This window comes from Saccharopolyspora sp. NPDC000995, from assembly GCF_053599315.1.
Window position 1 is genome coordinate 1 of record NZ_JBSFLZ010000109.1, and the last position, 24,647, is coordinate 24,647.

Here is a 24,647-nt window from a genome sequence, read left to right on the forward strand (position 1 = left end):
CCACCACGAAAACCTCATAGGCACCCACAGTTCCCACCCCGCACTCCTGGCTCAACGCAAGCGAGCCACCCGGCGTCGCGACGAGTTGGGAATCGCCCTGGACTCCACGCCGCTGACGTCACCGCATTCCCCGGCTACTACACCCTGCACGCCCTTCGCGATGACCAGATCGTCGGGATGATGTCGGTGAACGCGCAGACCGCAGCCGTCTGGTATCACACCTGGCACGGGCAGTTCATTGCCATGCAGGAAGCTCCTGTCGCCTCCGGCCTGCCTGGGTAGCGGATCAGGGCCCACGATTCATGGCTGGTGAACCGCATCCCGCTGCCTGCCCACGGAAGAAACCCGGTTCTTAACGGGAAAATCACTCACGCGCGCGCCTGCTTGGCTGCGGTGCGCAGGGTGGCACGCATGATGGCTTTGACGAACGGCGACACCGTCCGCCAGTACAGCATGAAGATCCGGCGCGTGATCGGATCGTCGAGCGTGGTGCGGATGTCGTAGGTGGCCAGGCTCCCGCGGCGGCCGTAGGGGCGCACCGAGAACGAGGTCACGATCTTTCCCCTGCCGGGCTTGCCGTACTCGGCGAACTCCTCGGCCGAGACCTCCTCCATGCGCACGATCGGCGTCCAGAACCTGCCCACCGCACCGAAAACCACTTCCCTGCCTGGCTGTTCGCCGAGCAGCACCCAATCTCCGCTGACGCACAGGTCGTCGTAGGTCAGACGGGTCGGAACCCGAGGAGGAACGCGGCGTTTGAGCCGTTCCGGCAGTCCCCGCACCCACATGGCCAGATCCGCCGTTCGCGACCCGATGGTGAGCAGATCGAGATGACGCAGCGCCTGATACATTGCCTCCGGTGGCGTGTCGACGACCAAATGTTCGACCGCGCCCACGTCGTAGCGCGCCGCGAAGTCGTCGACGCTCACCGAACGCTCGGTGACCTCCCACGCCGCCGAAGCGACGTCAGTAGGCTGGGTCCGCGTCTTGTCGATCTTGTCGTTCATCAGCCCTTCTCCCCTCATCGTGTTGGGTTTCGCCGACGATGCCGACCGGGCAATCCGCATGGTGTAGGACACCGCCGGCGACAGAACCGAAACCGAGTACCGTGCTGCGGTGGCCGAGGACCAGCAGCTGGGCCGAGGAAGCGGCGAGGCTCAACCCTTCGGTGGGATTGCCGTAGCGCACTTCCGTGCCGACCTGAACATCAGGGTATTTCGTCGCCCATTCAGCCAGGTTCACTGCCAGATCGCTTCGGGCTTCGTCCACTGTCGACCACATCGCCATCGAGGTCCCGGTCCAGAATTTTCGGCCGGTAATCGGCCGCCACACGTGCACCGCCAGCAGCGAGGTGTCCCGAAGGGCGGCTTCTGCGAAGGCGAACGAGACTGCCGCCGAACCGAACGGCGGGTCTGCCACACCGAGCACCACCGGCCCCAGGGCGAAACTGGTCCGACGCTGCGGAACGACCACGACTGGACAGCTCGCTCGTTCCGCAACCGCCCTGCTTACCGATCCCAGCAGCGTTTCGGCAACGGCACCCCGGCCGCGTGAGCCGACGACGAGCAGCTGTACGTCGATGGACTCCCGGACCAATGCATCCGGCGGGAAACCGTGCACCACGTCTTCGGCAAGATCGATCTTGCGGTGCTCACGACGACACAACTCGCCGGTGCTGCGCACGAAGCCCCACGCCTGCGAGCTGTCCCCGCTTGCGACGACCGTCACCAGCCGCAACGACACACCACGCAGGACGGCCTCGTCAGCTGCCCACAGGGCTGCGGTCGCCGACTCCGCGGAGCCGTCAACGCCCGCCAGCACGCACCGCATCCGCGTTCTCCAACGTCGACTCGGATCCTCCCAGCTCGTTCTCGGGTACCACCTGCGTGCAACGCCCAACCCAGCTGTCACGTCCGGCGTCTGCGTTCGGCCAATGCCGTCATCCTGCGCCGGTATTCTTCTTCGTCGATTTCCCCGTGGGCGAAGCGCTCTGCCAGCAGCTCTTCGGCGGTGTTGGTGTCACGATCGGCCCGGCCGGTGCGCTGGAGGTATCGAACGAGCGCTGGCACCGAGGTGACCGTGACCAGCCGCTGGGGCCGAGCCACCCTGACCGCCCACCCCAGCCGCGACATCGCGCCAGGCCAGGCCTTCACCTCCTTCCACTTCCCGAACGCGGCCATCAACGACCCACCTCGCCCCACACCGACACCACCACCGGCCTGCCCGAGTACAAGGTCACCGCGGTACGCATCACGCGGGCACGGTGAGCACGAACCGGATTGCCGGATAACCGGCTCACGGACTGAACTGTTGGAAAATCACCAGCCCGCCGCGCGTTTTCATCGAGCGTCCCTATTCGAGGCCGATCGTCCCTCCCGCGCAGCCGCAGTTCTCGCCACGGTGACCTCGCTGGATGAAACGCGGACCACCACAATCCAATGCGATCCGCAGCGGCAAGCCGGAGAATTCGGGGAGGAGCGATGCAAGCCGGATACGACATGTCACGGCCGGTCGTCACCATCCGCGGTTTCGACACGATCAAGACCGCAGCCGGAGTGCTGGCCGAACACGGTTTCACCGCCGCACCGGTCGTCGACGAAGACGGCGTCCTCATCGGCATCCTCGCCGAGGCCGACCTGATCCGCGACGACGTTCGCCGCAGCCTCGACCGCTGCAGCGGGCTCGAGCAGTGGCCGGTGTCCGTGCGCGACGGCGGCGGTCAAGATCACCGACCCGGTCGGCGACCCGGCCAGCCACGACATCGCGCGCGTTAGCACTGGCAACCCCGGGTACGCGGCAGGTGACCGTGGTCGAAGCCGAGCCGAACCGGCGACGCGTGTAGCACATGGAGGCAGTCATGCAAGTCGAAGAAGTTTTCCACCCGGGGACGCTGACGTGTGACGCGTCCGACTCGCTCGAGGAGGTCGCCAGGAAGATGACCGCGGACCACGTCGGTGCTCTCGCCATACTTGACAACGCCCGGATCATCGGCATCATCTCGGAACGGGACATCGTCCGAGCCATCGCGGAAAAGGTCGATCCGCGAACGGCGACAGCAACCCTGTTCGCATCGCACCAACTGGAAACCGCTGTCTTCGGGGAGGACACCCGGGATGCCGCGCGACGGATGCTCGACGCCGGAATCCGTCACCTTCCGGTGAAGCAGGGCCGAATGGTCGTTGGTGTGATCTCCATGCGCGACCTGCTGGCGGTCGAAACCTGGCTGTGAACACGACCGGCGCAGCTCATCAAGCGGTTTCCGCACCGCTCTAAGCCCCAGAGGGGTGCTCTTGAGCAGTGTGGAACAGCTCGACCGCAACCGACGCGGCGCTGGGCAAAATCGTTCACGAAGCCGTCGGCTAAGCCGGCCTCGCCGAGATCAGCACGCACGTCGGCCGCGGGCATCCCGCCAAAGCTCTGCTGGACGCCGCCGAAACAGCCGATCTCCTCGTGGTCGGCCGACGTGAGAACCCGGTTTCCAGCATTCCAAAGCCAATCGAGCGATGCCCCTTCCGCCCCACCAAACCTGCTTCGCGAGGCCACTCGGCTGCACCTCGTTCGAGGAGATCCATATTCCTCGAGCCTGCACGGTTTTGTCATTGGGACCGGCGGATTCGTCCGCGTCACGGCGTGTGGCTGGCGCGGACGATGACCATTGGGCACTCGGCGTGGTGCAGCACGCCGTGGGCTACCGAACCCAGCAGCAGTCGCTCGAATCCACCCCGCCCGCGATGTCCAAGGACCAGCAGTTGAGCATGTGAGGCCGCCTTCGTCAGTTCTTCGACAGGGTGTCCGAAACGCACCTCCTCGTGGACCGTGACACCCGGGTAGTCCTCGCGCCACCGCCCCAGCTGCCCAGCCAGCGCCCGCTGCGCATCGTCCAGGCTGAACCAGGTTGCGCCCGACGGCGTCTCGACCCACGAATACTCGATTGCGATCGGTCGCCACACGTGCATCGCCACTAGGTCTGTCCGCCGCGCAGCCGCTGCGTCGAATGCGAACCGCAGTGCCGCCTGGCTCGGTGCAGAGTCATCCACGCCGACCACGACGGGACCGACGGTGAAGCTCGTTCGTCGGTCCCGGATGACTGCGACAGGGCAACGAGCGTGCATCGCCACGGCCGTACTCACCGAACCCAGCACCGATTCAGCAACACGGCCGAGCCCGCGCGATCCGACCGCCACGAGGCGTGCCTCCGCTGAGGCCCAGATCAGTTCTTCGATGGGACGCCCGTGTCTGATCTCCTCGAAGACCTCGACCAGAGGGCGGTCGTTGCGGCACAGCTCCGCGGCGTTAGTGAGCGTTTCCCACGCCTGTTCATCCCGGCTCGGATCCTCACCGACGATCATCAGGCGTAGCGGTGCGTTGTGAAGATCTGCCTCCTGCGCTGCCCACAACGCGGCCAATGACGACTGCTCGGAGCCGTCCACTCCCACCAGCACCGGCATGCTGTTTTTCGTCGTCATGGCGCGACACCTCACTATCGAGCACGCACGTGGCATCGGGTCGTCGGATTCTTCCCATTGTGTCCATCCAGATCCTGGCTCGCCGGGATGATGACTGCCCTGCTCTCTGCCCGACGACTCTGCCTCCGCACCCTTCACCAGTGGCTCGCCACACCGGTGCTTCACTCATCGGACCGGGGCGGTCCACAGCACACGAGCCCTCTTTGTCAGGATGAGATGAGACACCTGGTGTGCGTGCCGGGTGCCAGAGCGAGGGCGGGATCGGAGATCCTGGTAGACGTGCCCCCTTCATCCGACAGGCCCGGCCAAGCCGGCTGCGCAGCCTGATCCTGCCGCACGGCCATCGCGGCGGGTGTTCAGCCCGGAGTCCAAGCTGGCGATCGTCGCCGAGTATGAGAACGCCCCGAACGGCGAGAAAGGCGCGATCCTCCGCAGGGAGGGCTTGTACTCCTCCCACGTCAACGCCTCACGCACCGTGGACGCCTGACCGATCACCTTCAGGTCGTACTCGGCATTCAACAGCTCGACCAGCCCGATACGCACGACCCCATGATCGTCCACCAGGACCACCGTGATCACACCATGATCCGGCCCGATGCCGCCCATGTCGCCCACGCACCACGCGAGATGAGTCGTGCGGTAGCTGCGTTCAAACTTCGGCCCGACACAGGTTGAAACCCGATATCCGACCGGACAGGCGTCGTCCGGAGGCCACCGCTTGGCTGGGGTCACTCGCTGCGGTTACTGAACGCGCCTGTCGAGGTCACTGCTGATGTACTAGGCGGGTCCTTCTCCAACCTTTCGATTCTGACTGCTACCCGGAAGAAGTTGCTGCTATGCTCCGTCTTTTGATCATTTCTGTGGGCCTCGCTGGGTTGACGTTGGTCGGCTTGCTTGCTTATCGCCGCACAAGCCGGCGGCAATAAGCACGATCCGGCGCGCCCGCGGTCGCACACGCTACTTGCGCCGCCTTTCTGTTTCCACGGCGGAATCCTCGAACGATCTACCGTTCGGGTGAATGGGCTCCCAGCAGTGGCCATATAGGGGCGGACCGCTAGAAGCTTCGCCAGCTCGCCAGGTGGCAGTTCGCCTATGCGGTGGCGATGGGCCGTCCGTCACGTGGTTGTCTGAAACTCTGGCGGAGTTGGTCGATCATCTCGCCGTACGGCACCTCGTAGACGGCATGCACGTTCCAACTCACCAGGTCCATGTATGGCTGGAGCAGATCGGTGAGCTCGTGCGGGTCACAGGTGTCGACGAGCATGAAGCCAGAGCCACCGCCGCCAGGTTGTACCAGCCGCGAATCTTGTCCGGCTTGTTGGTTCCGGCTACGTGCTGTTCGAGCACCCGGCGCCGGGCGTCGTCCGCACGAGTGTTCTGGTGCCATCGGAAACGGCAGTACCAGGGCATGGCTACCCCAAATTTTGTTGATATCGCAGGACAAACCGGCCAACGTGCGACACGTCCACGCTATCCCGCCCCAGGTCATGCCGCAGGAGTCACAAGACACCTGTCGTTGGATGCCTCTGGCGTGCATGCTGGCGAGTTGACCGGCCTGCGCCGGCGCCGAAAGGCCGCATGGGATTAGAGGTCAGCTGTGCTTTGCCCAGCGGCGTAACACTGCTTCGGCTCGCTCTTGTTCCTCCAGCGCGAGGTCCGTTGCGATCAGTGCGTTCCGCAGCCGAGGTGCCCAGTAATGCCGCAGCATGCGCACGCGCTGCCGGGTCGTGGCTACTTCCGCACTGATCAACCGCAACGCCGCGAGGTCGGCGGCGTGACGCACGGCCGCCCCGAGCGCTGCTCGGTGTGCTGCTTCTGCGTTGATCACGGCTGCGCTGCACGGTATTGCAGGCGAGTCGGGGCCGCGCTGCGGCAGGGTGCAGGTGGCGTTGTCCGGGTACCGCACCCCCATCGCGGTGGTCCAGTGGATGCTGACTTCGGCGGCTTGCTCCGGGTGAGCGAGTCGCAGTCCGTGTTGCCCGGAGAGCAGGGCTGCTCGGATCAGCCAGGTTTCGGCTTCCTTTGCCGTGCAGGTCCATTCTTGTTCGCTGGTGTGGGCCCGCTGCACCAGTCGGTGTTCTTCTTGTCGCAGAGCACGCAGTTTCTGTTCCAGCAGCGCGGCACCTCGCTCTGCGACCTCCAGTCTGCGGCGCAACCGAAGCCGTCCTGCTCGCCCCGGTGGGACCCGGATCTCGGCCACCGCGGTCACCCCACTTCCTGCTGTTGTGCCCAATCGGTGCGATGGCGGTCGACGAGGTCGCTCGGTAGCATGGTCAGTTCGCGGACCGGGAGGTGCAGGAGCACCTGCCAGGCGCGTTCGAGGGTGTCGTCCAGGGTTCGGGACTCGTCCGGGCGTTGGGCGACCAAGTCGTGCCGGAACGCCTCCTCGAAATCGAGATATGCCCGATCGGTTCGGCCCAGCGCCGAAGCTCCGATCAGTTCAGACAGCTCCCGCAGCTGTCGGGCGCGGGCGAGCGCGGCCACCAGTTGAGCGGCAACCGGCAGGTGGTCCGCCCTCGTGCGGTTCGGGCCGGCTCCGACTCGCATAAGGCGGGACAGCGAGGACAGGGGATCGATCGGCGGATAGATGCCTCGTGCGTTCACCTCCCGGGAGAACACGATCTGGCCTTCGGTGATGTAGCCGGTGAGGTCGGGAACGGGGTGGGTGATGTCGCCGCCCGGCATGGTGAGCACGGGCAGCACCGTCACCGAACCGGGTAGACCGCGGATCCGGCCGCACCGCTCGTACACCGCCGCTAGGTCGCTGTAGAGGTACCCGGGATAGGCGCGGCGTCCCGGGATCTCGCCGCGGGCGGCGGAGACCTCGCGCAGGGCCTCGGCGTAGCTGGTCATGTCGGTCATCACCACGAGCACGTGCCGCCCGCCGTCGAAGGCCAGCGCCTCTGCGATGGTCAACGCCAGCCGCGGCGTGAGGATCCGCTCGATCACCGGGTCGTCGGCGGTGTTGAGCAACAACACGAGCTCTCCAGCGGTCGAGCGTTGGGCCAGAGCATCCTGGGCGAAAGCGGCATCGGTGTGCGTCAGGCCGATTCCTGCGAACACCACTGAGAAGGGCTCGCCCCCGACGTTGGCTTGCGCCGCGATCTGGGTGGCCAACTCCAGGTGTGGCAGTCCTGGAAGGGAGAACACCGGCAGCTTCTGCCCGCGCACCAAAGTGGTCAGCGCGTCGACCGCGGACAGCCCGGTGAGCACCGGCTCGGCCGGGGGTTCGCGGCGCACGGGGTTGATCGGGGCACCGGCCACCGCGGCCTGCCGCGCCCCGAACACCGGGGGGCCGCCGTCGGCGGGATCACCTCGGCCATTGCAAACCCGTCCCAGCCAACCTGGTCCGACCGGGACGCGCAGCGGTTCTCCGGTGAACTCCAGTCGGGTTCCCGCGGTGTCCATTCCGGTCGTGCCCTCCAGCACTTCCACGACGGCCAGGTCCCGGTCGACCTCCAGCACCAGACCGTGTCGGATCTCTTTGGTGGACAACCGGATCCGCACGAACTCATCCCAACCGACATCCCGAACCCCGGCTACGACCGCCAGCGGGCCGCGAAGCTCGCGAACCCCGGTGTACTCGATGCGCTGACGGGCGATCACGGCTGCAACTCCCGGAGCGCGGAGAGCACAGCCCCGCAGAGCCGGTGCACGCCGTCGGCATCGTGCGGCGCGGTCTCCTCCCGAACGCGCACCAGGGGTGCGAAATCGAATTCCTCGATTACCTCGACGGAGACGCCTGTGCCTACCAGTTCCTGGCATTCGGTTGTGATCTCGAGTACCGCCTCAGCCAAGGCGATCGCTTTCTCATCCCCGCAGAAGGAATCCATAGTGGACAACGCGTTCTGTTGCAGAACCGCTTCCCGAATCAACCGGCCGCCCAGCAGCACGACTCGTTCTCGCTCCGGCAGCGCACCCACACCGACCAGCTCGGCGAACTCCGACAACCTGTCCGACTCGGCGAGCAGGCCCAGCACCCGCGCCCGCCGCGGAGACCACTCCCGGTCGCCCGCACGGACGTGGTGTCGTGCCAGCAGGTCGGCGTCGCGGGAGAACGAGTCCGACCACGACACCGCCGGGTAGTGCCGGGCGTAGGCGAGGTCCCGGTCCAGTGCCCACCGGCATCGCACGAACCGTTCCGTGTGAACCGTGACCGGTTCTGTCATGTCCCCGCCCGGTGGGGACACGGCGCCGATGATGGTCACCGAGCCAGTCGCCCCGCCGAGCGTCTCGACAGCTCCGGCCCGTTCGTAGAACGCCGCCAAAGCCGAAGCGAGATTGGCGGGGTAGCCCTCTTCGGCGGGCAGCATCCCGGTGCGGGAGGCGAACTCCCGCAACGCCTCGGCCCAGCGGGAGGTGGAATCCGCGATGACGACCGCGTCGTGGCCCATGTCGCGGAAGTGCTCGGCGACCGTGACGCCCGTGTAGATGCTGGCCTCCCGGGCCATCATCGGCATGTTGGAGGTGTTGGCGATGACAACCGAGCGGTCGGCAAGCCGACCGCCGGTGCGTGGATCGGCGAGCGCGAACAGCTCGGCGACGATCTCGGCCATCTCGTTGCCGCGTTCACCGCAGCCGACGTAAACGATCACATCGGAGTCGCACCACTTGGCCACCTGTTGCAGCAGCACGGTCTTGCCCGTGCCGAAACCTCCCGGCACCGCGGCCGTGCTGCCCAGCGCGACGGGGAACAGCATGTCCAGCACGCGCTGCCCCGTGTGCAGAGGCCCAACCTCCGCCCGGCGAGCGCGGTAGGGGTGCGGCCGACGCACCGGCCAGTCGCTCGACAAGCCCACAGGTGTTCCGTCGACGCTCGCGACCACAGCGTTCTGAGGTTGCTCACCTGCGGCCAAATCGTCCACCGCACCTGCCAAGCCTGGCGGCACCAGCACTCGGTATTCCGGCGGTCCGACTCCGCGCACCACTGCGAGGACTTCTCCCTCCGAAACCAGGTCACCCACTGCCACCCGTGGCTCGATCCGCCACGTGCGTGCCGCGTCGGCTTCGATGGTGCCTGGAGTCAGGAAAGGCGGTGCCGTCGACAACGGTCGCAGCAGGCCGTCGAAGACGTTCCCGAGCAGTCCCGGGCCCAGGCGTGCTGCCAGCGGCTTTCCCCGCGACAACACCGAATCTCCGGGCGCGAGCCCGCCGATGTACTCGTAGGCCTGCACCGTGACGACGCCGTCGCCGATGGCCACGACCTCGCCGGGCAACCCGGCGGCCCCCAGCGAGACGACGTCCGACATCGCCACGGGCCCCAGCTCCTCGGCCTCCACGAGGGGCCCGGCGATCCGCCGGATCCGTCCGGGACTCATGGAGCCCACATCCGCTCCACGTCGGCACCCAGTTCCTCGACCGCCCGCGCCGCCGCCATATGGAAGCTGAGATCCAGCAGCCGCCCCGGTGCCTCCCCGATCACTCCGCCTCCGGGCGCATCGCGCACTTGCGCACCGTGGCCGAGGACCGTGCGCGCCCGGGTCGCCAGTCGATCTCGTAGCGCTGGATCGCCGCGTCGAGCCAAGGAGGTGGTGACCGCGTTCGTCAGCTCCTCGAAGACCTCTCGTTGAGCCACCAGTTCGACCGCTCGTGCGGCCTGTCTGCTGCGGGCCTTCTCGGCAGCAAGCATGGCGTTGGCATCGGCCCGTCCCTGTGCGGCGGCATCGTCGAGGATGGCCTGCGCAGTCTCCCGGGCGTTGGCGATCATCACTCTGGCTTCCTGCCGAGCCTCGTGGAGGTTTCGTTCCGCCTCGTGCCGAGCCCTCGCCACCAACGACTCGCGCAGCGGGACCAGCGCCGCTTGTACCGAGGCGCTCATGGCGGCATCACCACCACCAGCGGCAATGCGCTGCCATCGAGCCGGTCGGCGAGGGCCTCCGCTGCGGCAGGAGTCAGGATCACCACCGATACGACCTCCCCCAACGAGTCCCACGACTGCTGCACTGCCGCGGGGTCTTCTCCCCCGAGGACCTCGACACCGGCGAGGCCCCAGCCCTGCATCCGCGCCCGCTCGCCGATCGCCACCACGGTGCCCATCTCCGTCAAGCCCTCCCAATGAGAACGATCGCGACGATAAGACCGTAGATGGCGATGCCTTCGGCCAGCCCGACGATCACCATCGCTCGACCGAACAGCTCGGGCCGCTCGCTTAGCGCGGCCAGTGCCGCGGCACCGGTGTAGGCGACGGCGATCGCCGCGCCGATCGACGAACCGGCGACCGAGATCGCCGCGCCGAGCAGCGCTGCCCAGTTGCCGGGCGCGGTCTCGGGCGAAACCTCCGGCGGCATCGCCTCGGCGGAGCCGCCGGTCATCGCCTCCACCAGCACCACAAGCGCGGCGACCAGCAGCACCGCATCCAACGCGAGGAACACCTTCAATGCGGCACGTCCGCTGCGCCGCAGGACGAAGACCACTGCGAACACCGCCGCCAGCAACGCGGGCAAACCCAACAACCAGGCGATCATGGCTCCTCCCCGGACGAAGCGGTGTGTTCGGTGGGCACGTGCCAGGGCTGGAACGGTCGGCCTTCGACCGCGAACACGCGCGAGAACAGTTCGTAGAACTCCAACCGCAATGCCTGTATCCCGGCCACCAACGCCTCCAACGCGAACGTCAGTGCGTTGCCCACCACGAACAGCCCGACGGCGGCGAATGCGCCAAGCAGGCCGGTACCGAACAACGCCGCAGTGCCGCGCCACACGAGCCAGCCCAGCGCAGCATGGGTGAGGCCGAAGGCGGCCAGCCGCGAGAAGGAAAGCAGGTTCGAGCCGACCCGGATTACCGCGTCGAACACCTGGACACCTGCCTGCAGCACCCCCGCTGCTCCGCCGCCAGCGACAGCGAAGAACCCGATACCGGCCAGCACGAGTCCCACCACCGCCACTCCTGCGCCGACCACGGCGAGGACGTCGGTGGACAGGTACAGGCCACCGGCGACGGAGCCGATGCCGAGGAACAGCACCGCCCCGGCGATCCCCGAGGACGCGTAGACCGCGAACCGAGGACCGCCTTCGCGCCACCGGTTGATGATCGCGACAGCGTACGCGACCGAGAGGAGCACCGCACCTGCTCCGACCGCTGCGGTCAGCAGTCGGACCGGCTCGGTCAGCGGAGCCAGCCACAGCACCGGCAGCACCCCGGTCGGCCCGAAGAACTCCCCGTAGAGCAGGCCGAACACGATGCCGGCCAACCCAGCACCGGCCACGAACGGCCACGCCGCCCGCCATCGCGCCAGCCGACTCGGCCGCCCGGTCGCCAGCACGATCCCGGCCACCATGAGCAGCAGGCCGTGCCCGGCATCGCCGAACATCATGCCGAACATCAACACGTAGGCGATGCCCGCCGGCAGGGTCGGATCCACATCGGGGTAAGCGACCGTGCCGTAGGTCCGCACCAACCCAGCGAACGACCGGCGTACCGGACCTCCCGAACGCAGCAACGTCGGAGGATCGACGCCGACCGGCGTAGGAAGCGGTACCACTGCGCCACCGACCGCAGTCAGATCCGCCGTCAATGCCGGCAGCTCCGGGCTCGGACACCAGCCGACCAACCCGGCAACCGCACCGTGCCGCACCGCTGTGCTCAGGTGGCCTTCGAGTTCCGCTTCCCCCGCCAGCAGGTCCACGCGCCGGCTGTCCTCCAGGACTTCCAGATCGGGACGGTGCGCGGCCAGCTTCGGGACGACGTCGCCCGATCGCACCCGTTGCAGCCTCCGAGATGCCTCGCCGTCGCCCTCCCCGCCCGACTCGAGGTGGACCACTCCCGCATCGGCCACGCACACGAGCACCTCACGCAGGAGATCTGTCGGGGCGAGTACCGCCACGCGCTGCATTCGCACCGGTTGCACAGCCTCACGCCAGGACATCGAACGCCTCCAGCGGCCTGCCACCACGTGCTGAGAGCTCCAGCGCGGTCCGCACCCGCCGGGCATCGACCCCCAGCAACGCGACACACCCGAGGACCGCGTCAGGACCGAATCTCCAAGACCGCAACAACCTGCGCGCGTGACTGTCCACACGGGCCCACCAGGTGGTCTCCGCCCGCCATAATTCGCCCGGTTCCTCAACGCCTGACAAGACCCACCGAGCCTCGCCGGGCAGCTGGGCCCTGAAGTCGTTCAATGACGTGGCTTCCAGCGTATCGGCACCCAGCAGAGCTGCAGCTCGGCGTGCGGCCGGTTCCGCCAGTCGGCGCTCCCCGAGGAACTGCTCGCGCGCTACCAGCAAAGCCGCACCTCCAGCGGCCCACGTCTGCGCCTGGGGCACTCGCCCAGCGACTCGTACGGCCCACGCGAGCTGCATCCCGACAGCGACTGCCAGAGCAGTCCTCCCTCCAGGGTCGCCCCACGGAGATGCGGCCAGCGAGCGCCGCAACTCGTCCTGCGTTTCCGCCGTGGCCAGTCGCGGCCAGGAAATCGCCAGCGCACCAAGGCGATACGGACGAGGAACCGGACCCCTCCCCCTCGCCTGGGTCTGCTCCACGACGTTGGTCACCTCGAACCAACCGGCCAGAGTCCGCACCAGCTCCGCCCCTTCGCGCGGCTGCCACCCCGCCAGCACCCGCAGATGCCACAACACCGTCGCGGCGACAGCTCTCTCTGCGTCCTCAAGCGACTGCCCGGGCCGGACCTCCTGGCGGTACGAGCTGCCCGCAAGCACGTGCAGGGCCTCCGACAACGACGAGCACGCGGCCAAATCTCGTGCGCCGCCAACGCCCAGGCGCCGGTTGAGCAGCGACCTCGCCCGCACACCTCCGGCGCTCCATCCGGGACTCATGACCCGCGTTCCGGGGGTTCACCGAGAGTGACCAGCGCCGCGGACACGGCGCGGTCGATCAACACGGGCATGCGCCCACGCGCGCGGTCCCGCAGCCGCGCCGCAGTTTCGTTGGGCAACGTGGCGACGCGCTCCGAACCTCGCTCGACCACACGCCGAGCCTCAGCCACGACGTCCGCACGCACAGCCTCGGCACGCAGGTTGGCATCGGCAACGATTCCCTCCGCCTGTTCACGGGCCTCCTGCCGAATCTGAGTGGCCTCATCGCGGCCCCTTGCGCAGGTCCGCGCCGCCTCGGCCTCGGCGTCCTCTAGCAGCGCGAACACCGGTGCCAGCTCGGCGGACAATTCCGCCACGCGGTCAGCGGGCACGCCGGAACGAACTGCCGCTCCTGGCGTTCCCGCCGGACGAAAGCGTTCGAAGAAGCCCCGAAGTCCTCGCATCCGCGTTCCCTCCGCACGCGGCCCCGACACACCGATGGTCGCGCAGACCCTTCGTGCACGCAGGCTTGGGCAATCCGCGGTTTTCGGCGGGGCCACCCGCCTGTGGTGGGTAGTCCCGGGCAGTGGCGGAATCGGGGGTCGACGGGGGGGGTGCCCGATGGCGGAGGCCGTTGATGTGGAGCCTGGTGTCCGGCTTGACCCGACCGAGCGGATTGATCTGCTGCTGCGCGACTTGCGAAGTTCCCGTTCCGGGCTGACAACCCGCGAGGCGCAGCGGCGGCTGGTCCACGTCGGGCCCAACGAGCTGCGGCGTCGGGGCGCCCGGAGGTGGCCGGGCGAGCTGGCGCGGCAATTCACGCATCCGCTGGCGCTGCTGCTGTGGGCGGCGGCCGGCCTGGCGTGGGCGGTAGGTATCGAGCCGGTCGCTATCGCGATCATCGTGGTGATCGTGATCAACGCAGCGTTCGCGTTCGCCCAGGAACGGCACGCGGAGAGGGCTGTGGAGGCGCTCGCTGCCTACCTGCCGATGAGGTCCAAGGTCCTGCGTGACGGGCGGGTGTCCGAGGTCGAGGCCACCGAGTTGGTTCCCGGGGACGTGCTCATCATCGAGGAAGGTGATCGGGTTTCGGCGGATGCCCGGCTGCTGGATGGCGGCATCGAGGTCGATCTGTCCGCGCTGACCGGGGAGTCGATGCCGGCCTTCCGGTCAGCCGACCTGGTCGACAGCCGCGTGCCGCTGCTGCATGCGCGGGACCTCGTGTTCAGCGGCACGACGTGCACCGAGGGCGAAGCGCGCGCGGTGGTGTTCACCACCGGCATGCGCACAGAGCTGGGGCGGATCGCCGCATTGTCCGAACGGGTGGAGAGGGACGAGAGCCCGCTGGAGAACCAGGTGCGGCGGGTCGCCTGGCTGATCGCGCTGATCTCGGTGCTGCTGGGTGCGGCGTTCATCCCGGTGGCGGCCCTGGGGGCAGGACTGTCGTTCATCAATGCGGTGATCTTCGCCGTCGGCTTGCTGGTCGGCAACGTCCCGGAAGGGCTGCTGCCGGTGATCACCCTGGCGCTGGCGATCGGGGTGCGCGGACTGGCCCGACGCGGCGCGGTCGTCAAACGTCTCAGCGCGGTCGAAACCCTCGGATCAACGGACGTGATCTGCACCGACAAGACGGGAACCCTCACCGAAAACCAGATGCGGGTCACCGCGATCCACACCTTGACCGGCAGCTACGGCCTCGACCCGCCGCCACCGCTAGACGACGTGACGCTCGCACATCTGGCGATCGCGATGGCGGCGTGCAACAACGCCCGCATCGACTCCCCAGGCGGTGCGGTCGGTGATCCCACCGAAATCGCGCTGTTGAACGCCAGCGCCGCGCTGGACACACCCCTCGATCCCGACGAGCGGCAACGCAGGCGACTCCGTCAATTCCACTTCGACCCGGCCCGCAAACGCATGTCCACCATCGACGAGAACAGCGACGGACGTCCCTGGGTGCACGCCAAAGGAGCCCCGGAAACCGTGCTGCCGCTGTGCACCCGCGAACTCGACGCCGCCGGCCACCCGCAGCCTCTCACGGTAGGTCGGCGCAGTGCACTCACGGAGCTCGTCGATGCCCAGGCCCGCAAGGGACTGCGGGTACTCGCAGTCGCCGAACGAAGCCTCCACGCATGCGACGCCACACAGCAAGATCGCGAACAGGTCGAACGGGACTTGGTCCTGATCGGCCTCGTGGCCATGATCGACCCGCCTCGCCCCGAGGTCGCCGACGCCGTGGCCGACTGCCACGCCGCAGGCATCCGCATCATCGTCATCACCGGCGATCACGGCCTTACCGCGGCAGCCATCGCCGGCCAGGTCGGCATCACCCGCGGCGAACCCACGGTGATCACAGGCACGGAACTCGACCGGATGAGCGAGAATGGCCTCGACGAACTGCTGCGAACGTCGTCCGAGCTGATCTTCGCCCGGTCGTCGCCGGAGGCGAAGCTACGCATCGCCGATGCGCTGCGCGAGGCCGGACACGTGGTCGCGATGACCGGCGACGGGGTGAACGACGCTCCGGCCTTGCGGCGCGCCGACATCGGGGTGGCCATGGGTCGATCCGGTACCGACGTGGCCCGAGAAGCCTCCACCATGGTGCTCACCGACGACAACTTCGCCACCATCACCGCGGCGATCCAAGCCGGACGACAGGTCTACGACAACATCCGGAAATTCATCCTCTACATCTTCGCTCACGCCACCCCGGAAGTGACGCCCTTCGTGGTGTTCGCGCTCTCCGGCGGCGCCATCCCGCTACCACTGACCGTGCTGCAACTGCTCGCCTTCGACGTCGGAACCGAAACCCTGCCGGCACTAGCACTCGGCCGCGAACCCGCCGAACCCGGTCTGATGCAGCGATCACCACGGAAACGCAGCGAATCGATCGTCCGCGTCCCGATGCTGCTGCGCGCCTGGCTGTTCCTCGGGGTGATCGCCGCAGCACTGGCGATGGCCGGGTTCTTCTACGTCCTGCTCACCGCCGGATGGCACCCCGGCTCCCCCACCACGCCGGGCACCCCTTTGCACCACGCCTACCTGCAAGCGACGACGATGACGTTCTTCGGCATGGTCGCCGGCCAGATCGGCACCGCCTTCGCCGCGCGCACCGAACACGCCTCCCTGCCATCGATTGGCGTGCTGTCCAACCCACTGCTGCTGTGGGGCATCGCATTCGAGCTCGCCCTCACCGCCGCGATCATCTACCTCCCGCCGCTGCAGAACCTCCTCGGCACCGCGGGGCTCACCCCGGACATGCTCGCTTTCGCCTTGCCCTATCCCATCATCATCTGGGGCGCCGACGAATTGCGACGCTGGCTGCTCCGCCGCAGAAACCGCCATGTCGCGGCGGCCGACCAGGTACCGGGTAAGTCATGAGCCACCTGCAACCGATGTGTTCGAGCACGAGCAGCCGAACCATTCCCGAAACCCCCTGCGGTGCCTGAGATTGCTGGGTGTGGCTGCCTCGGTGTTTCATCCGGTTTCGAAGGCGGTCCAGGCTGTCGCGATCGCGGTGTCATCGCGGCCTGAAGTGTCGATGCGGGTAGATTCCGGCCACTCGGCGAAGTGCTGGCGCATCACAGCAGAGATCTCCGCGGTCGCATCGGAGGCGTCGCCGACCCTGGCCGTGATGCGCGGTTCTGAGATCTCAGCCGGCGCCACGCACTGGAGTTCTGTGACCACCGCGGACGCCTCCCGCGCCGCAATTCTGGCCGACTCGCGTTCGTCCGCGCTGCTCCAGCTGGCGTCCAGTACGACGCTTTCACCGAACTCCATGAGGCTTCGTGCCCGGTCCAACATGTCCTGATAGGTGTCGTGCACGTGGCTGCTGTCGTAGAGCCCGCGACCGTAGCCGGCGTGCGCGGCAAGGCCGGCCGCACCTGGATGTTCCCGGCGGATCTGGTCAGTTCGCAGCAGGACCGCCCCCATCCGGTCGGCCAGTGCCCCGGCGATGGTCGACTTGCCGGTGCCGGGCAGTCCGCCAACGAGCACCAGCCGGACTTGGCCGTCGCGCAGGTGCTGCAATGCCATACTGGTCAGCTGCCGAGCCTCCGATGCGGCATCGGCGACACCCTGGGCGTGTCGCAGGCACGCGACCTTGGCGCGGACGAACGACCGGTAGGCAAGGTAGTGGTGCACCAGGGACGGCACACCGCGGACGGCGGAGAACTCCCGGTACCAGTCCAGGAAAGCCCGCGCGAGGCCGACGTCGCCCAGCCGTTCGAGGTCCATCGCCAGGAACGCCACGTCGTCGAGGACGTCGAGGTAGCGCAGCGCGTCGTCGAACTCCAGGCAATCCAGCACCCGCGGGCAGTCCGACAGGCAGAAGATGTCCTCGGCCAGCAGATCACCATGACCGTCCACAATGCACCCACGCCGCACCCGATCCTCCAACAGCGGGGTACGACCGGCGAGATAGCGCAGGGTCAGCTCGACGACCTCGTCGAACTGGGCGCGATCGAGGACGTCGCCGACGAACGGCTCAGCGCCGGCGAAGTTATCGGTCCAGCGCTTGCGCAACGCCGCCGGTCCGCCCGCGGCATCGATGTCGGGCCCGCGGCGCGCGGTGCTGTGGAAGGAAGCCAACATCCGCGCCAACTGCTTGAGATCGGCTCGAACGTCCACCCCCTGCGCCACCAGCTTCGACAGCCGCCGCGACGCGGGCATGCGGCGCATCACTACGAGCCAGTCGCAGGCCTGGCCGTTGCCATCGAGCACCTGGGCCACGTCGAGGTAGACGTCAGGGGCGAGCCGACGGTTGAGCTCCAGCTCGCGTCGGCACGCCCGCTCCCGAGCGGCCACGGTACGGAAGTCGAGGAAGCCGAAATCTACAGGTTTCTTGACCTTGTAGGCGTGATCACCGATGAATACCACCACCGCGCAGTGGCTCTGCGCGATCTCCACGTTGTCCGGGTGGGCGAAGCAAGCCGGTGACACACCGGCTTCGATATGAGAAATGTTCATGTTAAGGATCTTCCGCCGGCGGATTTGCACTGCGAACCGCTTTCCGACTGTCGCGCATCCCTGGCGTCGATGCAGAGTCGAAGGACCCTAGGTGTGTTGTTCGGACACGCTGCGTCGGCTGATGGCCGATCGCACCTCCATCGTCGTGTCGCACAACCTGATCATGGTCCGCGACGCAAACCAGATCCTGCTGTTCGACCGCGGCCGGATCGCGAAATCCGGCACGCACGCCGAGCTGATGCACCGCGACGGCGGCTAAGCCTCCCTGTACCGGCTGCAGCAGCGGGGCTCGACTATGCCGCCACGGAAGCCGACATGACCACGCCCACCGCGCCCACACCGCTCCACCGAGGCAAGGAGAACGCGGCGGGCTATCTGGTTATCGAGCACACCCAGCGAGGCGCCGATTACGACACTTACGACGCTGGGTGTCGCAGTGGCGCTGCGCGGCGGCGGCCTGCTCAGCCCCCAATCGTCGACGCCGAGCAGCTTCCCCTCACCGAGATCATGCGCCGCGCGGCGGCCATGCAGCCTTGGAACCTCATTGACGGTTTCCGCGGTCGACGGTGAGGTTGAGGAAGTGGGCTGAGCACGAAATGCACGGGTCGTGGTTGCGAATGGCCTTCTCACATAGAAAGGCCAACTCGGCATCCGTTGGTTGACCACTGTCTAGGCGTTCTTGCACGAGTCGAAGCAGGTCGTGCTCGATCGCGCCCTGGTTCTGCGCGGTCGGTGGGACGATGCTTACGTCGGTGAGCGTTCCGTCGTCTCGCATGGTGTAGCGGTGGTACAGCAGGCCTCGCGGTGCCTCCGTCGCTCCGTAGCCGGTGCCGGCGCGCGGGGGCACGTCAACGCAGGGCTGCGGCCTCGGCTCGTAGGCGTCGATGATGCGCAGTGCCTCATCGACCGCGTAAAGCACCTCGATCGCCCGGACGACGATGCTGCGGAATGGATTGCGGCACACCGCGCCCTCGCGTGGGTTGCCGAGCCCGGCGTCCTGGGCTGCCTCGAGTGCGATCGGGGACAGCCAGCGGCCACTGATCGCGTAGCGTGCGAGCGTGCCTGTCAGGTGACGGCGCCCGTCGAGACGGGAGTGCAGCGCGGTGGAATATGGCACCTGGGTCTCGACGACGTGTTCGTCGAACTCGCGGACGCCGAAGGTGTGGGTGGGAAGTGCGCGGTTGGTGTCGGCGGGCAGTCCGGCTCCGCTCGGGCTGATCATCACAGTCGGGATGCCCGATTCGATGGCGTAGGTGCCGGGTTCGGCCAGAGCCAGCAAGTCGTGGTCGCATCCGGCGTCGGGGAAGTCGAAATCCGCCACCCAGCGCACAGTTGCCGCGGCGTCGTCCCGAGCGCGGCGCAACCGCTCGGCCAACGGGCGCAGCTCGGATGGGGTGGGGAGACGGTGGAAGCCGCCGAGGCGCGCGTTGATCGGGTGGATCGCGCGCCCACCCAGCAGTTCGACGATCGCGTTGCCCGCCTGTTTGAGGCTAAGGCCGCGTTCGACATCGGCGCGGTGGGTACGGGCCAGATCGGTCGCGCTGTCTGCGCCGAGGAAATCGGGCGCGTGAAGCAGGTAGATGTGCAGGGTTTGGCTTTCGATCCACTCGCCGCAGTACAGCAGCCGACGCAGTGCCGCCAGCTGGCCGCCCACGACGACACCGCAAGCGTCCTCGATCGCTCGGCACGCGCTCATTTGGTACGCGACCGGACAGATTCCGCATACGCGAGCGGTGATGTCGGGTGGCTCGCGGTAGGAGCGCCCGCGCAGGAACGCCTCGAAAAAACGCGGGGGCTCGTAGATCGCCAGCCGGGCCTCCGCGACCTCGCCATCCTGCAGGCTCAGATGTAGCGCGCCCTCGCCTTCGACACGGGCGAGGGCACCGATGCGCAGCACCTTCGACGTACGGTCGGTCACTGCCGCAGTTCCTTTCGCGATACCGCATCGAACTCCGGGGCGGCGGTATTGAAAGTGCGCAGCACCCGCACCACATCGAGGGTGTCCATCCCGTCTCGTCGCAACAGCGGGATGAAAGCGCCGAAGTTGGTCGAGTTGGACGGGCCGAAGCAGCCGTAGCACCCGCGCCCGTAGGTAGGGCAGAGCGCGCCGCAACCGGAATGCGTGACCGGGCCAAGGCATGGCGTTCCATGAGCGACGGTGACGCACACGTTGCCGCGCCGCTTGCATTCGAAGCACACGCTGTGGGCGGGCACATTTGGCGTGCGTCCAGCGAGAAACGCCATTATGACCTCGATCAGCTGCCCGCGGTCGATCGGGCAGCCGCGCAACTCGAAGTCGACGGGGACGTGCGCGCTGATCGGAGTGGAGGTGGCCAGGGTCTCGATGTAGTCCGGACTGGCGTAGACGACTGCGAGGAACTCGGCCACGTCGGCGTAATTGCGCAACGCCTGCACACCGCCCGCAGTGGCGCAGGCACCGATGGTCACCAGTCGACTGGAGACGTTGCGGATGTGCTGGATCCGCTCGGCATCATGCTGCGTGGTCACCGAGCCCTCGACAAGCGACAGGTCATATGGTCCTGGCCCGGGCGCGCTGGATGCCTCGAGGAAGTAGGAGATCTCCATGTTCTCTGCGATGCCAAGCAGCTCGTCCTCGCAGTCCAGCAGGGTCAGCTGACAGCCGTCACAGGACGCGAACTTCCACACGGCCAGTTTCGGTCGCCTCGCGCGGTGGTCGGGTTCAGCAGACATGTCACAGCTCCCGTACCGCGAGCAGGGGTCCGGCATATGTCCAGCTCACGACAGGACCGTCGCGGCACAGCAGCAGCGGTCCGAGTTGGCAGTGGCCGCAGTGGCCGGTGCCGCAGTGCATGGTGCGTTCGAGCGCGACGCGGATCCGATCAGGTGGAACGCCTCGATGGACCAGGTCGCGGGCGGTGGCCCTGATCATCACCTCCGGTCCGCAGAGGAACGCCGCCGCCTCCTTCGGGTCGAAGGTCGCCCGGTCGAGCAAAGTGGTGACGACCCCGACATCACCGGTCCACTCCTCGTCGGGCCGGTCCACAGTGGCCAGGACTCGGGCCCCGTCCGCCTGCCAGCTGCGCGTCTGAGCGGTGTAGAGCAACTCGGCAGGGGCACGCGCTCCGATCAGGACGTTGAGCCGCCCGTAAGTCTCGGGCTCGGCGAGCGCCTCAAGCACCACCGTCCGTAGCGGCGCCAGCCCGATACCACCTGCCACGAACAGCAGATCGTGTCCGCGGCTTCGGGGCAGGTCCCAACCGGTGCCGAACGGACCGCGCACACCAACCATCTGGCCAGGCCGCACCCTGTGCAGCGCACTGGAGATCGCGCCCACGGCCCGGATGGTGTGCGTCAAGCGATGCCCGTGGATACCGCTGACCGACACCGGGATGTCGCCGATACCGAATGCGTACACCATGGCGAACTGCCCGGGAGAAAACTGGGGCAGCGCCGAACTCGCCGGCTCCAGCACGATTGTCGCGGTGTTCAGCGTGTCGTCGGTGCGCCCCACGACGCGGTACGGCGATGGAAGAGCGGCCATGGCGGTCATGCCCTGCTACCGCCGTCCTCGGTGCCTCCGACCGCATAGAGGTCCAGGAGACGCAGGCGCGCGGCCTTCAACCGCCGTGCAACAACTTGGGCAACGCAGTGGGTCAGCGCCAATCCGAACGCAGGATCTGCGTCACGCGCGTCGCGGACCTGCTTCGCGTCGAACTGGTACGCCCGCACCGGGCTGCGCGTTTGCGCCCCCAAGTGCCAGCGATACGGCTCGAACATCCAGGACCAGCCGAGCAATTCGTCATCGCCGATGGTCTCCACGACAACAGGGCCGCGGCCCGGGATGTGGATATCGAGCGCGACCCGTCCCGAACGGATGATCCAGAACCGGTCGGCCTCGCCATCCTCGTCGAAAATGCGGACGCCAGAAGAGAAAGAACTCTCGTGGGCAAGTCCGAGCAACCGCTCTCGATGCTCGGGTGGCAGCGCGCCGACAAAGCCGTGCCGAACGACCGTCACGATGGCTCCTCGTCGAATGCGGCAGGCTCCGATGCGGAGGCCGCCCTCTCGTTGTTCAGCGCGTGGGCTTCCTCTGTGATGTCGATGCCGACCGGGCACCAGACGATGCACCGTCCGCAGCCGACGCACCCCGAGCTGCCGAACTGGTCGTACCAGGTGCCGAGTTTGTGGGTGGCCCACTGCCGGTAGCGGCTGCGCTGCGAGGCTCGGACCGGGCCGCTTTGAAGGTGAGTGAACTCAAAGTCGAAACAGGACTCCCAGCGTCGCCACCGCTCGGCATGGTCACCGCTGAGATCGGTGACGTCCTCGACCGTGGTGCAGAAGCAAGTGGGGCAGACCATGGTGCAGTTACCACAGGTCAGGCAGCGTGACGCGACCTCGTTCCAGCGCTCGGCCGCCAACGTGTCGCGCATCAGCACATGCAGGTCGACCGCTGGCATGGTGCGGCCCATGCGCCCAGCGGCGTCGGTGACCCGTTCGTGCGCCGCGGCACGGGTGGTGTCGTCGGCCGGGCGGTGCGGCAGCTCAGCCAGCACCGACTCGCCCTCTTCGCTGCCGGCGCGGGCGAGGAAGCGATGCCCTTCGTCGTCGAGCACCTCGGTCAGCACCAGGTCGTAGCCAGGACCAGCGGCCGGCCCGGCGTCCATGGATGCGCAGAAGCACGTGGCGCCCGGCTCGGTGCATTCCACCGCCACCAGGAAGGCCCGCTCGCGCCGCCCGCGATACGCAGGGTCTGTGAACGGTCCGCCGGTGAGCACGCGGTCCTGCACCGCGATGGCCCGCAGATCGCACGGGCGCACGCCGAGGAACGCATAAGATGGCGGCGGCGTGGTGTCCTCAGTCACTGTGAAATCGCCTTCGGCGCCGCGTTCGGCGGTCCACTGCCGTACCCGTTGCGGGTGCAGGAACGTCTTCCACGACTGTGGCCCCGCGCTGTTCGCGAACGCGGCCCCGTCCTCGCGGGCACGCAGCCGGTAGTAGCCGGCCTCCAGCTCGACGCCCCAGCCGTAGGGGAGCTCGTTGCCGCTGGATATCTCGGCCAGCACGATGGCCCCGTCGCGAACGGTAGGTCCGATGACAGTTCGGCCCCGACCGGCCAGAACCGAGATCAACGCGTCCAGGCCAGTCGAGTCGATCACTGCGGTGGAGCCGCCGCTGTTCGTCATCGTCCACCTTCCGGCGCCGAGAGTGCCGCTGGCGGGATTATGGCGACCCACCGGCAACACCGCATGGCGGCCACAACCGGCGGCCCACACCATGACCCGAGGTGGCCGGTAAGAACGGGCGAAGGGAGAGCGCATGCATGTCCCTGCCCGGATCGCTGTCATCGGAGTCGGCAATGAGTACCGTCGCGACGACGGCGTGGGCTGGGCCGTAGTATCCCGGATGAGTGAACGTGCGCGGAGCCGACCGCTGCCAGGCGAAACCATCCTTACGGCGTGCTACGGCGACCCCGCCCGGCTCATCACCATGTGGGAGGACGCCCACCTCGCCATCGTGGTGGACGCGGCACACGCCCGCCCCGCCCACCCTGGCCGCGTACACCGGCTGCAGTTCGAAGGCGACCAGCCATGGAGACTGCGCAGCGAGACCAGTTCACACGGACTCGGCCTCGGCGACGCGGTAGAACTCGCCCGCGTACTGGACCGGCTGCCGCGGCAACTGGTCGTCTTCGCGGTCGAAAGTGCGGAGACCAGTCTTGGCTCCGGTCTGTCGCAACAGGTCTCGGACGTAGTGGAACCCCTAGCGAATCGAATCGAGGAAGAGATCGCGCACGCCGTAGTTCGCGCGATCAGGAGCTGAAGGCCGGTTCTCCACGATGTTCGAAGCTCGTGCGACGTGCCGCTCGCTCCAGTTCGACGCGAACCGGTGGGAAAGCGGTTCGCGCCCGGCGTGAACGGCGTTGTGGTGAGTGAAGCGATGGCAGCATCGCCGGGCGCCGGTTGCATGCGATGGAGGACTTCTAGGCCTTGCTGATGCGCCTGCACCCGACGGCGACGATGCCGAAGCAGTCATCCGATTACGTCGTCGTACGATTCGCGGCTGGCGGCACGGCGGATCTTGTCAATTGAGGGTCTTGAGCACCGCGCCAGGTGGCGCGCGGACGACGTCGTCGGGTGCTGCGCCGAGGAGGTCAATCCTGGTGGCAGTGATGCGTTGGTGCAGGCCTGCAGACCAGCTGGTTCGGTCCGGCGGGTTTCGGCGATCACCGCGAGTCGTTCGGTCTCGCCGCTGCGTTTGGCGATCGCGAACACTGCGTCGCACCCCTTGCGTATTCCGCGCAGGTCGCCGACGGAGTTCTTCGAGATGCAGGTTGCGTGCAGCCCGGTGGTTTTCATCGCGGAACGAGCCCGGCGCGCGGACCTCCTAGTACGGCAGCAGCCATTTGGTTTTTGACCTGCGGGAACGTGTGGTTGGGGGCTGCATTCGATGTAGGGCAGCCGCCTGTTAATCATGTGTT

At 67.4% G+C, this 24,647-nt stretch carries 28 protein-coding genes; 6 read left to right on the forward strand and 22 right to left on the reverse strand.

Annotated elements, in window-relative coordinates; all coding sequences use genetic code 11:
* Positions 1-368: 368 nt before the first annotated feature.
* From ACWDKQ_RS27525 to ACWDKQ_RS27535, 3 genes are all read right to left on the reverse strand, one after another.
* Positions 369-1,007, reverse strand: coding sequence for a hypothetical protein (locus tag ACWDKQ_RS27525; protein WP_450141668.1), 639 nt, complete (start codon positions 1,005-1,007; stop codon positions 369-371).
* On the reverse strand, positions 967-1,830 hold the full coding sequence (locus ACWDKQ_RS27530; protein ID WP_450141669.1) for a universal stress protein: 864 nt from the start codon (positions 1,828-1,830) through the stop codon (positions 967-969). The genes ACWDKQ_RS27525 and ACWDKQ_RS27530 overlap by 41 nt, the downstream gene beginning before the upstream one ends.
* A 77-nt stretch (positions 1,831-1,907) precedes the next feature.
* Positions 1,908-2,180: a hypothetical protein gene (locus ACWDKQ_RS27535; RefSeq protein WP_450141670.1), complete on the reverse strand. Its 273-nt coding sequence runs from the start codon at positions 2,178-2,180 to the stop codon at positions 1,908-1,910.
* Between the two features lie 300 nt (positions 2,181-2,480).
* Here ACWDKQ_RS27535 and ACWDKQ_RS27540 point away from each other — a divergent pair, with 300 nt between their 5' ends.
* A complete protein-coding gene (locus ACWDKQ_RS27540; protein WP_450141671.1) occupies positions 2,481-2,774 on the forward strand; it encodes a CBS domain-containing protein in 294 nt (97 codons plus the stop codon).
* 83 nt (positions 2,775-2,857) lie between these two features.
* Complete coding sequence (locus tag ACWDKQ_RS27545; protein WP_450141672.1) at positions 2,858-3,229, forward strand: CBS domain-containing protein; 372 nt, start codon at positions 2,858-2,860, stop codon at positions 3,227-3,229.
* 394 nt (positions 3,230-3,623) lie between these two features.
* On the opposite strand, the gene ACWDKQ_RS27550 is transcribed toward ACWDKQ_RS27545, so the two are convergent.
* From ACWDKQ_RS27550 to ACWDKQ_RS27605, 12 genes are all read right to left on the reverse strand, one after another.
* Positions 3,624-4,466, reverse strand: a complete 843-nt coding sequence (locus ACWDKQ_RS27550) for a universal stress protein (protein ID WP_450141673.1) — start codon at positions 4,464-4,466, stop codon at positions 3,624-3,626.
* 288 nt (positions 4,467-4,754) lie between these two features.
* Positions 4,755-5,072, reverse strand: coding sequence for a response regulator transcription factor (locus ACWDKQ_RS27555; protein WP_450141674.1), 318 nt, complete (start codon positions 5,070-5,072; stop codon positions 4,755-4,757).
* A gap of 484 nt (positions 5,073-5,556) precedes the next feature.
* A complete protein-coding gene (locus tag ACWDKQ_RS27560; RefSeq protein WP_450141675.1) occupies positions 5,557-5,730 on the reverse strand; it encodes a hypothetical protein in 174 nt (57 codons plus the stop codon).
* Positions 5,731-6,057: 327 nt separating this feature from the next.
* Positions 6,058-6,675, reverse strand: coding sequence for a V-type ATP synthase subunit D (locus ACWDKQ_RS27565; protein WP_450141676.1), 618 nt, complete (start codon positions 6,673-6,675; stop codon positions 6,058-6,060).
* Positions 6,672-8,072 (reverse strand): V-type ATP synthase subunit B, encoded by a 1,401-nt coding sequence (locus ACWDKQ_RS27570; RefSeq protein ID WP_450141677.1) that lies wholly within the window; start codon positions 8,070-8,072, stop codon positions 6,672-6,674. Before ACWDKQ_RS27570 ends, ACWDKQ_RS27565 begins: the two co-directional genes overlap by 4 nt.
* Positions 8,069-9,784 (reverse strand): V-type ATP synthase subunit A, encoded by a 1,716-nt coding sequence (locus ACWDKQ_RS27575; protein WP_450141678.1) that lies wholly within the window; start codon positions 9,782-9,784, stop codon positions 8,069-8,071. The genes ACWDKQ_RS27570 and ACWDKQ_RS27575 overlap by 4 nt, the downstream gene beginning before the upstream one ends.
* Entirely contained in the window at positions 9,781-10,284 is a 504-nt protein-coding gene (locus ACWDKQ_RS27580; protein WP_450141679.1) for a hypothetical protein, read from the reverse strand. The genes ACWDKQ_RS27575 and ACWDKQ_RS27580 overlap by 4 nt, the downstream gene beginning before the upstream one ends.
* Entirely contained in the window at positions 10,281-10,511 is a 231-nt protein-coding gene (locus ACWDKQ_RS27585; protein ID WP_450141680.1) for a hypothetical protein, read from the reverse strand. Before ACWDKQ_RS27585 ends, ACWDKQ_RS27580 begins: the two co-directional genes overlap by 4 nt.
* Positions 10,508-10,930 carry an ATP synthase subunit C gene (locus ACWDKQ_RS27590; protein ID WP_450141681.1) on the reverse strand — a complete coding sequence of 141 codons (423 nt, stop codon included), beginning with the start codon at positions 10,928-10,930 and terminating at the stop codon, positions 10,508-10,510. The genes ACWDKQ_RS27585 and ACWDKQ_RS27590 overlap by 4 nt, the downstream gene beginning before the upstream one ends.
* Complete coding sequence (locus ACWDKQ_RS27595; RefSeq protein WP_450141682.1) at positions 10,927-12,330, reverse strand: V-type ATPase 116kDa subunit family protein; 1,404 nt, start codon at positions 12,328-12,330, stop codon at positions 10,927-10,929. Before ACWDKQ_RS27595 ends, ACWDKQ_RS27590 begins: the two co-directional genes overlap by 4 nt.
* Complete coding sequence (locus ACWDKQ_RS27600; RefSeq protein WP_450141683.1) at positions 12,317-13,240, reverse strand: hypothetical protein; 924 nt, start codon at positions 13,238-13,240, stop codon at positions 12,317-12,319. The genes ACWDKQ_RS27595 and ACWDKQ_RS27600 overlap by 14 nt, the downstream gene beginning before the upstream one ends.
* Positions 13,237-13,611: a hypothetical protein gene (locus ACWDKQ_RS27605; protein WP_450141684.1), complete on the reverse strand. Its 375-nt coding sequence runs from the start codon at positions 13,609-13,611 to the stop codon at positions 13,237-13,239. The genes ACWDKQ_RS27600 and ACWDKQ_RS27605 overlap by 4 nt, the downstream gene beginning before the upstream one ends.
* A gap of 229 nt (positions 13,612-13,840) precedes the next feature.
* Here ACWDKQ_RS27605 and ACWDKQ_RS27610 point away from each other — a divergent pair, with 229 nt between their 5' ends.
* Positions 13,841-16,600: a cation-translocating P-type ATPase gene (locus tag ACWDKQ_RS27610; RefSeq protein WP_450141685.1), complete on the forward strand. Its 2,760-nt coding sequence runs from the start codon at positions 13,841-13,843 to the stop codon at positions 16,598-16,600.
* 96 nt (positions 16,601-16,696) lie between these two features.
* On the opposite strand, the gene ACWDKQ_RS27615 is transcribed toward ACWDKQ_RS27610, so the two are convergent.
* Positions 16,697-18,187, reverse strand: a complete 1,491-nt coding sequence (locus ACWDKQ_RS27615) for a bifunctional aminoglycoside phosphotransferase/ATP-binding protein (RefSeq protein ID WP_450141686.1) — start codon at positions 18,185-18,187, stop codon at positions 16,697-16,699.
* 91 nt (positions 18,188-18,278) lie between these two features.
* Here ACWDKQ_RS27615 and ACWDKQ_RS27620 point away from each other — a divergent pair, with 91 nt between their 5' ends.
* Together ACWDKQ_RS27620 and ACWDKQ_RS27625 are read left to right on the forward strand one after the other, a co-directional pair.
* Complete coding sequence (locus tag ACWDKQ_RS27620) at positions 18,279-18,446, forward strand: hypothetical protein (protein ID WP_450141687.1); 168 nt, start codon at positions 18,279-18,281, stop codon at positions 18,444-18,446.
* A 56-nt stretch (positions 18,447-18,502) separates the two neighbouring features.
* Complete coding sequence (locus tag ACWDKQ_RS27625; protein ID WP_450141688.1) at positions 18,503-18,757, forward strand: hypothetical protein; 255 nt, start codon at positions 18,503-18,505, stop codon at positions 18,755-18,757.
* Here the strand turns inward: ACWDKQ_RS27625 and ACWDKQ_RS27630 are convergent.
* From ACWDKQ_RS27630 to ACWDKQ_RS27650, 5 genes are read right to left on the reverse strand one after another with little or no spacing between them, the layout of a single operon-like run.
* Positions 18,729-20,105, reverse strand: coding sequence for a Ni/Fe hydrogenase subunit alpha (locus ACWDKQ_RS27630; RefSeq protein WP_450141689.1), 1,377 nt, complete (start codon positions 20,103-20,105; stop codon positions 18,729-18,731). The genes ACWDKQ_RS27625 and ACWDKQ_RS27630 overlap by 29 nt on opposite strands.
* Entirely contained in the window at positions 20,102-20,899 is a 798-nt protein-coding gene (locus tag ACWDKQ_RS27635) for an NADH-quinone oxidoreductase subunit B family protein (RefSeq protein ID WP_450141690.1), read from the reverse strand. Before ACWDKQ_RS27635 ends, ACWDKQ_RS27630 begins: the two co-directional genes overlap by 4 nt.
* Position 20,900: 1 nt before the next feature.
* A complete protein-coding gene (locus ACWDKQ_RS27640; RefSeq protein ID WP_450141691.1) occupies positions 20,901-21,719 on the reverse strand; it encodes an FAD/NAD(P)-binding protein in 819 nt (272 codons plus the stop codon).
* Positions 21,716-22,129 carry a cyclic nucleotide-binding domain-containing protein gene (locus ACWDKQ_RS27645; protein WP_450141692.1) on the reverse strand — a complete coding sequence of 138 codons (414 nt, stop codon included), beginning with the start codon at positions 22,127-22,129 and terminating at the stop codon, positions 21,716-21,718. Before ACWDKQ_RS27645 ends, ACWDKQ_RS27640 begins: the two co-directional genes overlap by 4 nt.
* 53 nt (positions 22,130-22,182) lie before the next feature.
* Complete coding sequence (locus ACWDKQ_RS27650; protein WP_450141693.1) at positions 22,183-23,352, reverse strand: 4Fe-4S dicluster domain-containing protein; 1,170 nt, start codon at positions 23,350-23,352, stop codon at positions 22,183-22,185.
* 133 nt (positions 23,353-23,485) lie between these two features.
* Here ACWDKQ_RS27650 and ACWDKQ_RS27655 point away from each other — a divergent pair, with 133 nt between their 5' ends.
* Positions 23,486-23,989: a hydrogenase maturation protease gene (locus tag ACWDKQ_RS27655; RefSeq protein WP_450141694.1), complete on the forward strand. Its 504-nt coding sequence runs from the start codon at positions 23,486-23,488 to the stop codon at positions 23,987-23,989.
* A 209-nt stretch (positions 23,990-24,198) separates the two neighbouring features.
* On the opposite strand, the gene ACWDKQ_RS27660 is transcribed toward ACWDKQ_RS27655, so the two are convergent.
* Complete coding sequence (locus ACWDKQ_RS27660; protein ID WP_450141695.1) at positions 24,199-24,525, reverse strand: hypothetical protein; 327 nt, start codon at positions 24,523-24,525, stop codon at positions 24,199-24,201.
* Between the last annotated feature and the right edge of the window lie 122 nt (positions 24,526-24,647).

Excerpts from the sequence above, each read along its gene's own strand:
- ACWDKQ_RS27635 (WP_450141690.1), bottom strand. The coding sequence starts at position 20,899 with ATGTCTGCTGAACCCGACCACCGCGCGAGGCGACCGAAACTGGCCGTG.
- ACWDKQ_RS27555 (WP_450141674.1), bottom strand. The coding sequence starts at position 5,072 with ATGGGCGGCATCGGGCCGGATCATGGTGTGATCACGGTGGTCCTGGTG.
- ACWDKQ_RS27640 (WP_450141691.1), bottom strand. The coding sequence starts at position 21,719 with ATGACCGCCATGGCCGCTCTTCCATCGCCGTACCGCGTCGTGGGGCGC.
- ACWDKQ_RS27535 (WP_450141670.1), bottom strand. The coding sequence starts at position 2,180 with ATGGCCGCGTTCGGGAAGTGGAAGGAGGTGAAGGCCTGGCCTGGCGCG.
- ACWDKQ_RS27595 (WP_450141682.1), bottom strand. The coding sequence starts at position 12,330 with ATGTCCTGGCGTGAGGCTGTGCAACCGGTGCGAATGCAGCGCGTGGCG.
- ACWDKQ_RS27655 (WP_450141694.1), top strand. The coding sequence starts at position 23,486 with ATGCATGTCCCTGCCCGGATCGCTGTCATCGGAGTCGGCAATGAGTAC.
- ACWDKQ_RS27610 (WP_450141685.1), top strand. The coding sequence starts at position 13,841 with ATGGCGGAGGCCGTTGATGTGGAGCCTGGTGTCCGGCTTGACCCGACC.
- ACWDKQ_RS27575 (WP_450141678.1), bottom strand. The coding sequence starts at position 9,784 with ATGAGTCCCGGACGGATCCGGCGGATCGCCGGGCCCCTCGTGGAGGCC.
- ACWDKQ_RS27540 (WP_450141671.1), top strand. The coding sequence starts at position 2,481 with ATGCAAGCCGGATACGACATGTCACGGCCGGTCGTCACCATCCGCGGT.
- ACWDKQ_RS27600 (WP_450141683.1), bottom strand. The coding sequence starts at position 13,240 with ATGAGTCCCGGATGGAGCGCCGGAGGTGTGCGGGCGAGGTCGCTGCTC.
- ACWDKQ_RS27590 (WP_450141681.1), bottom strand. The coding sequence starts at position 10,930 with ATGATCGCCTGGTTGTTGGGTTTGCCCGCGTTGCTGGCGGCGGTGTTC.
- ACWDKQ_RS27525 (WP_450141668.1), bottom strand. The coding sequence starts at position 1,007 with ATGAACGACAAGATCGACAAGACGCGGACCCAGCCTACTGACGTCGCT.
- ACWDKQ_RS27650 (WP_450141693.1), bottom strand. The coding sequence starts at position 23,352 with ATGACGAACAGCGGCGGCTCCACCGCAGTGATCGACTCGACTGGCCTG.
- ACWDKQ_RS27615 (WP_450141686.1), bottom strand. The coding sequence starts at position 18,187 with ATGAACATTTCTCATATCGAAGCCGGTGTGTCACCGGCTTGCTTCGCC.
- ACWDKQ_RS27580 (WP_450141679.1), bottom strand. The coding sequence starts at position 10,284 with ATGAGCGCCTCGGTACAAGCGGCGCTGGTCCCGCTGCGCGAGTCGTTG.
- ACWDKQ_RS27550 (WP_450141673.1), bottom strand. The coding sequence starts at position 4,466 with ATGACGACGAAAAACAGCATGCCGGTGCTGGTGGGAGTGGACGGCTCC.
- ACWDKQ_RS27530 (WP_450141669.1), bottom strand. The coding sequence starts at position 1,830 with ATGCGGTGCGTGCTGGCGGGCGTTGACGGCTCCGCGGAGTCGGCGACC.
- ACWDKQ_RS27660 (WP_450141695.1), bottom strand. The coding sequence starts at position 24,525 with ATGAAAACCACCGGGCTGCACGCAACCTGCATCTCGAAGAACTCCGTC.
- ACWDKQ_RS27545 (WP_450141672.1), top strand. The coding sequence starts at position 2,858 with ATGCAAGTCGAAGAAGTTTTCCACCCGGGGACGCTGACGTGTGACGCG.
- ACWDKQ_RS27560 (WP_450141675.1), bottom strand. The coding sequence starts at position 5,730 with ATGCTCGTCGACACCTGTGACCCGCACGAGCTCACCGATCTGCTCCAG.
- ACWDKQ_RS27625 (WP_450141688.1), top strand. The coding sequence starts at position 18,503 with ATGACCACGCCCACCGCGCCCACACCGCTCCACCGAGGCAAGGAGAAC.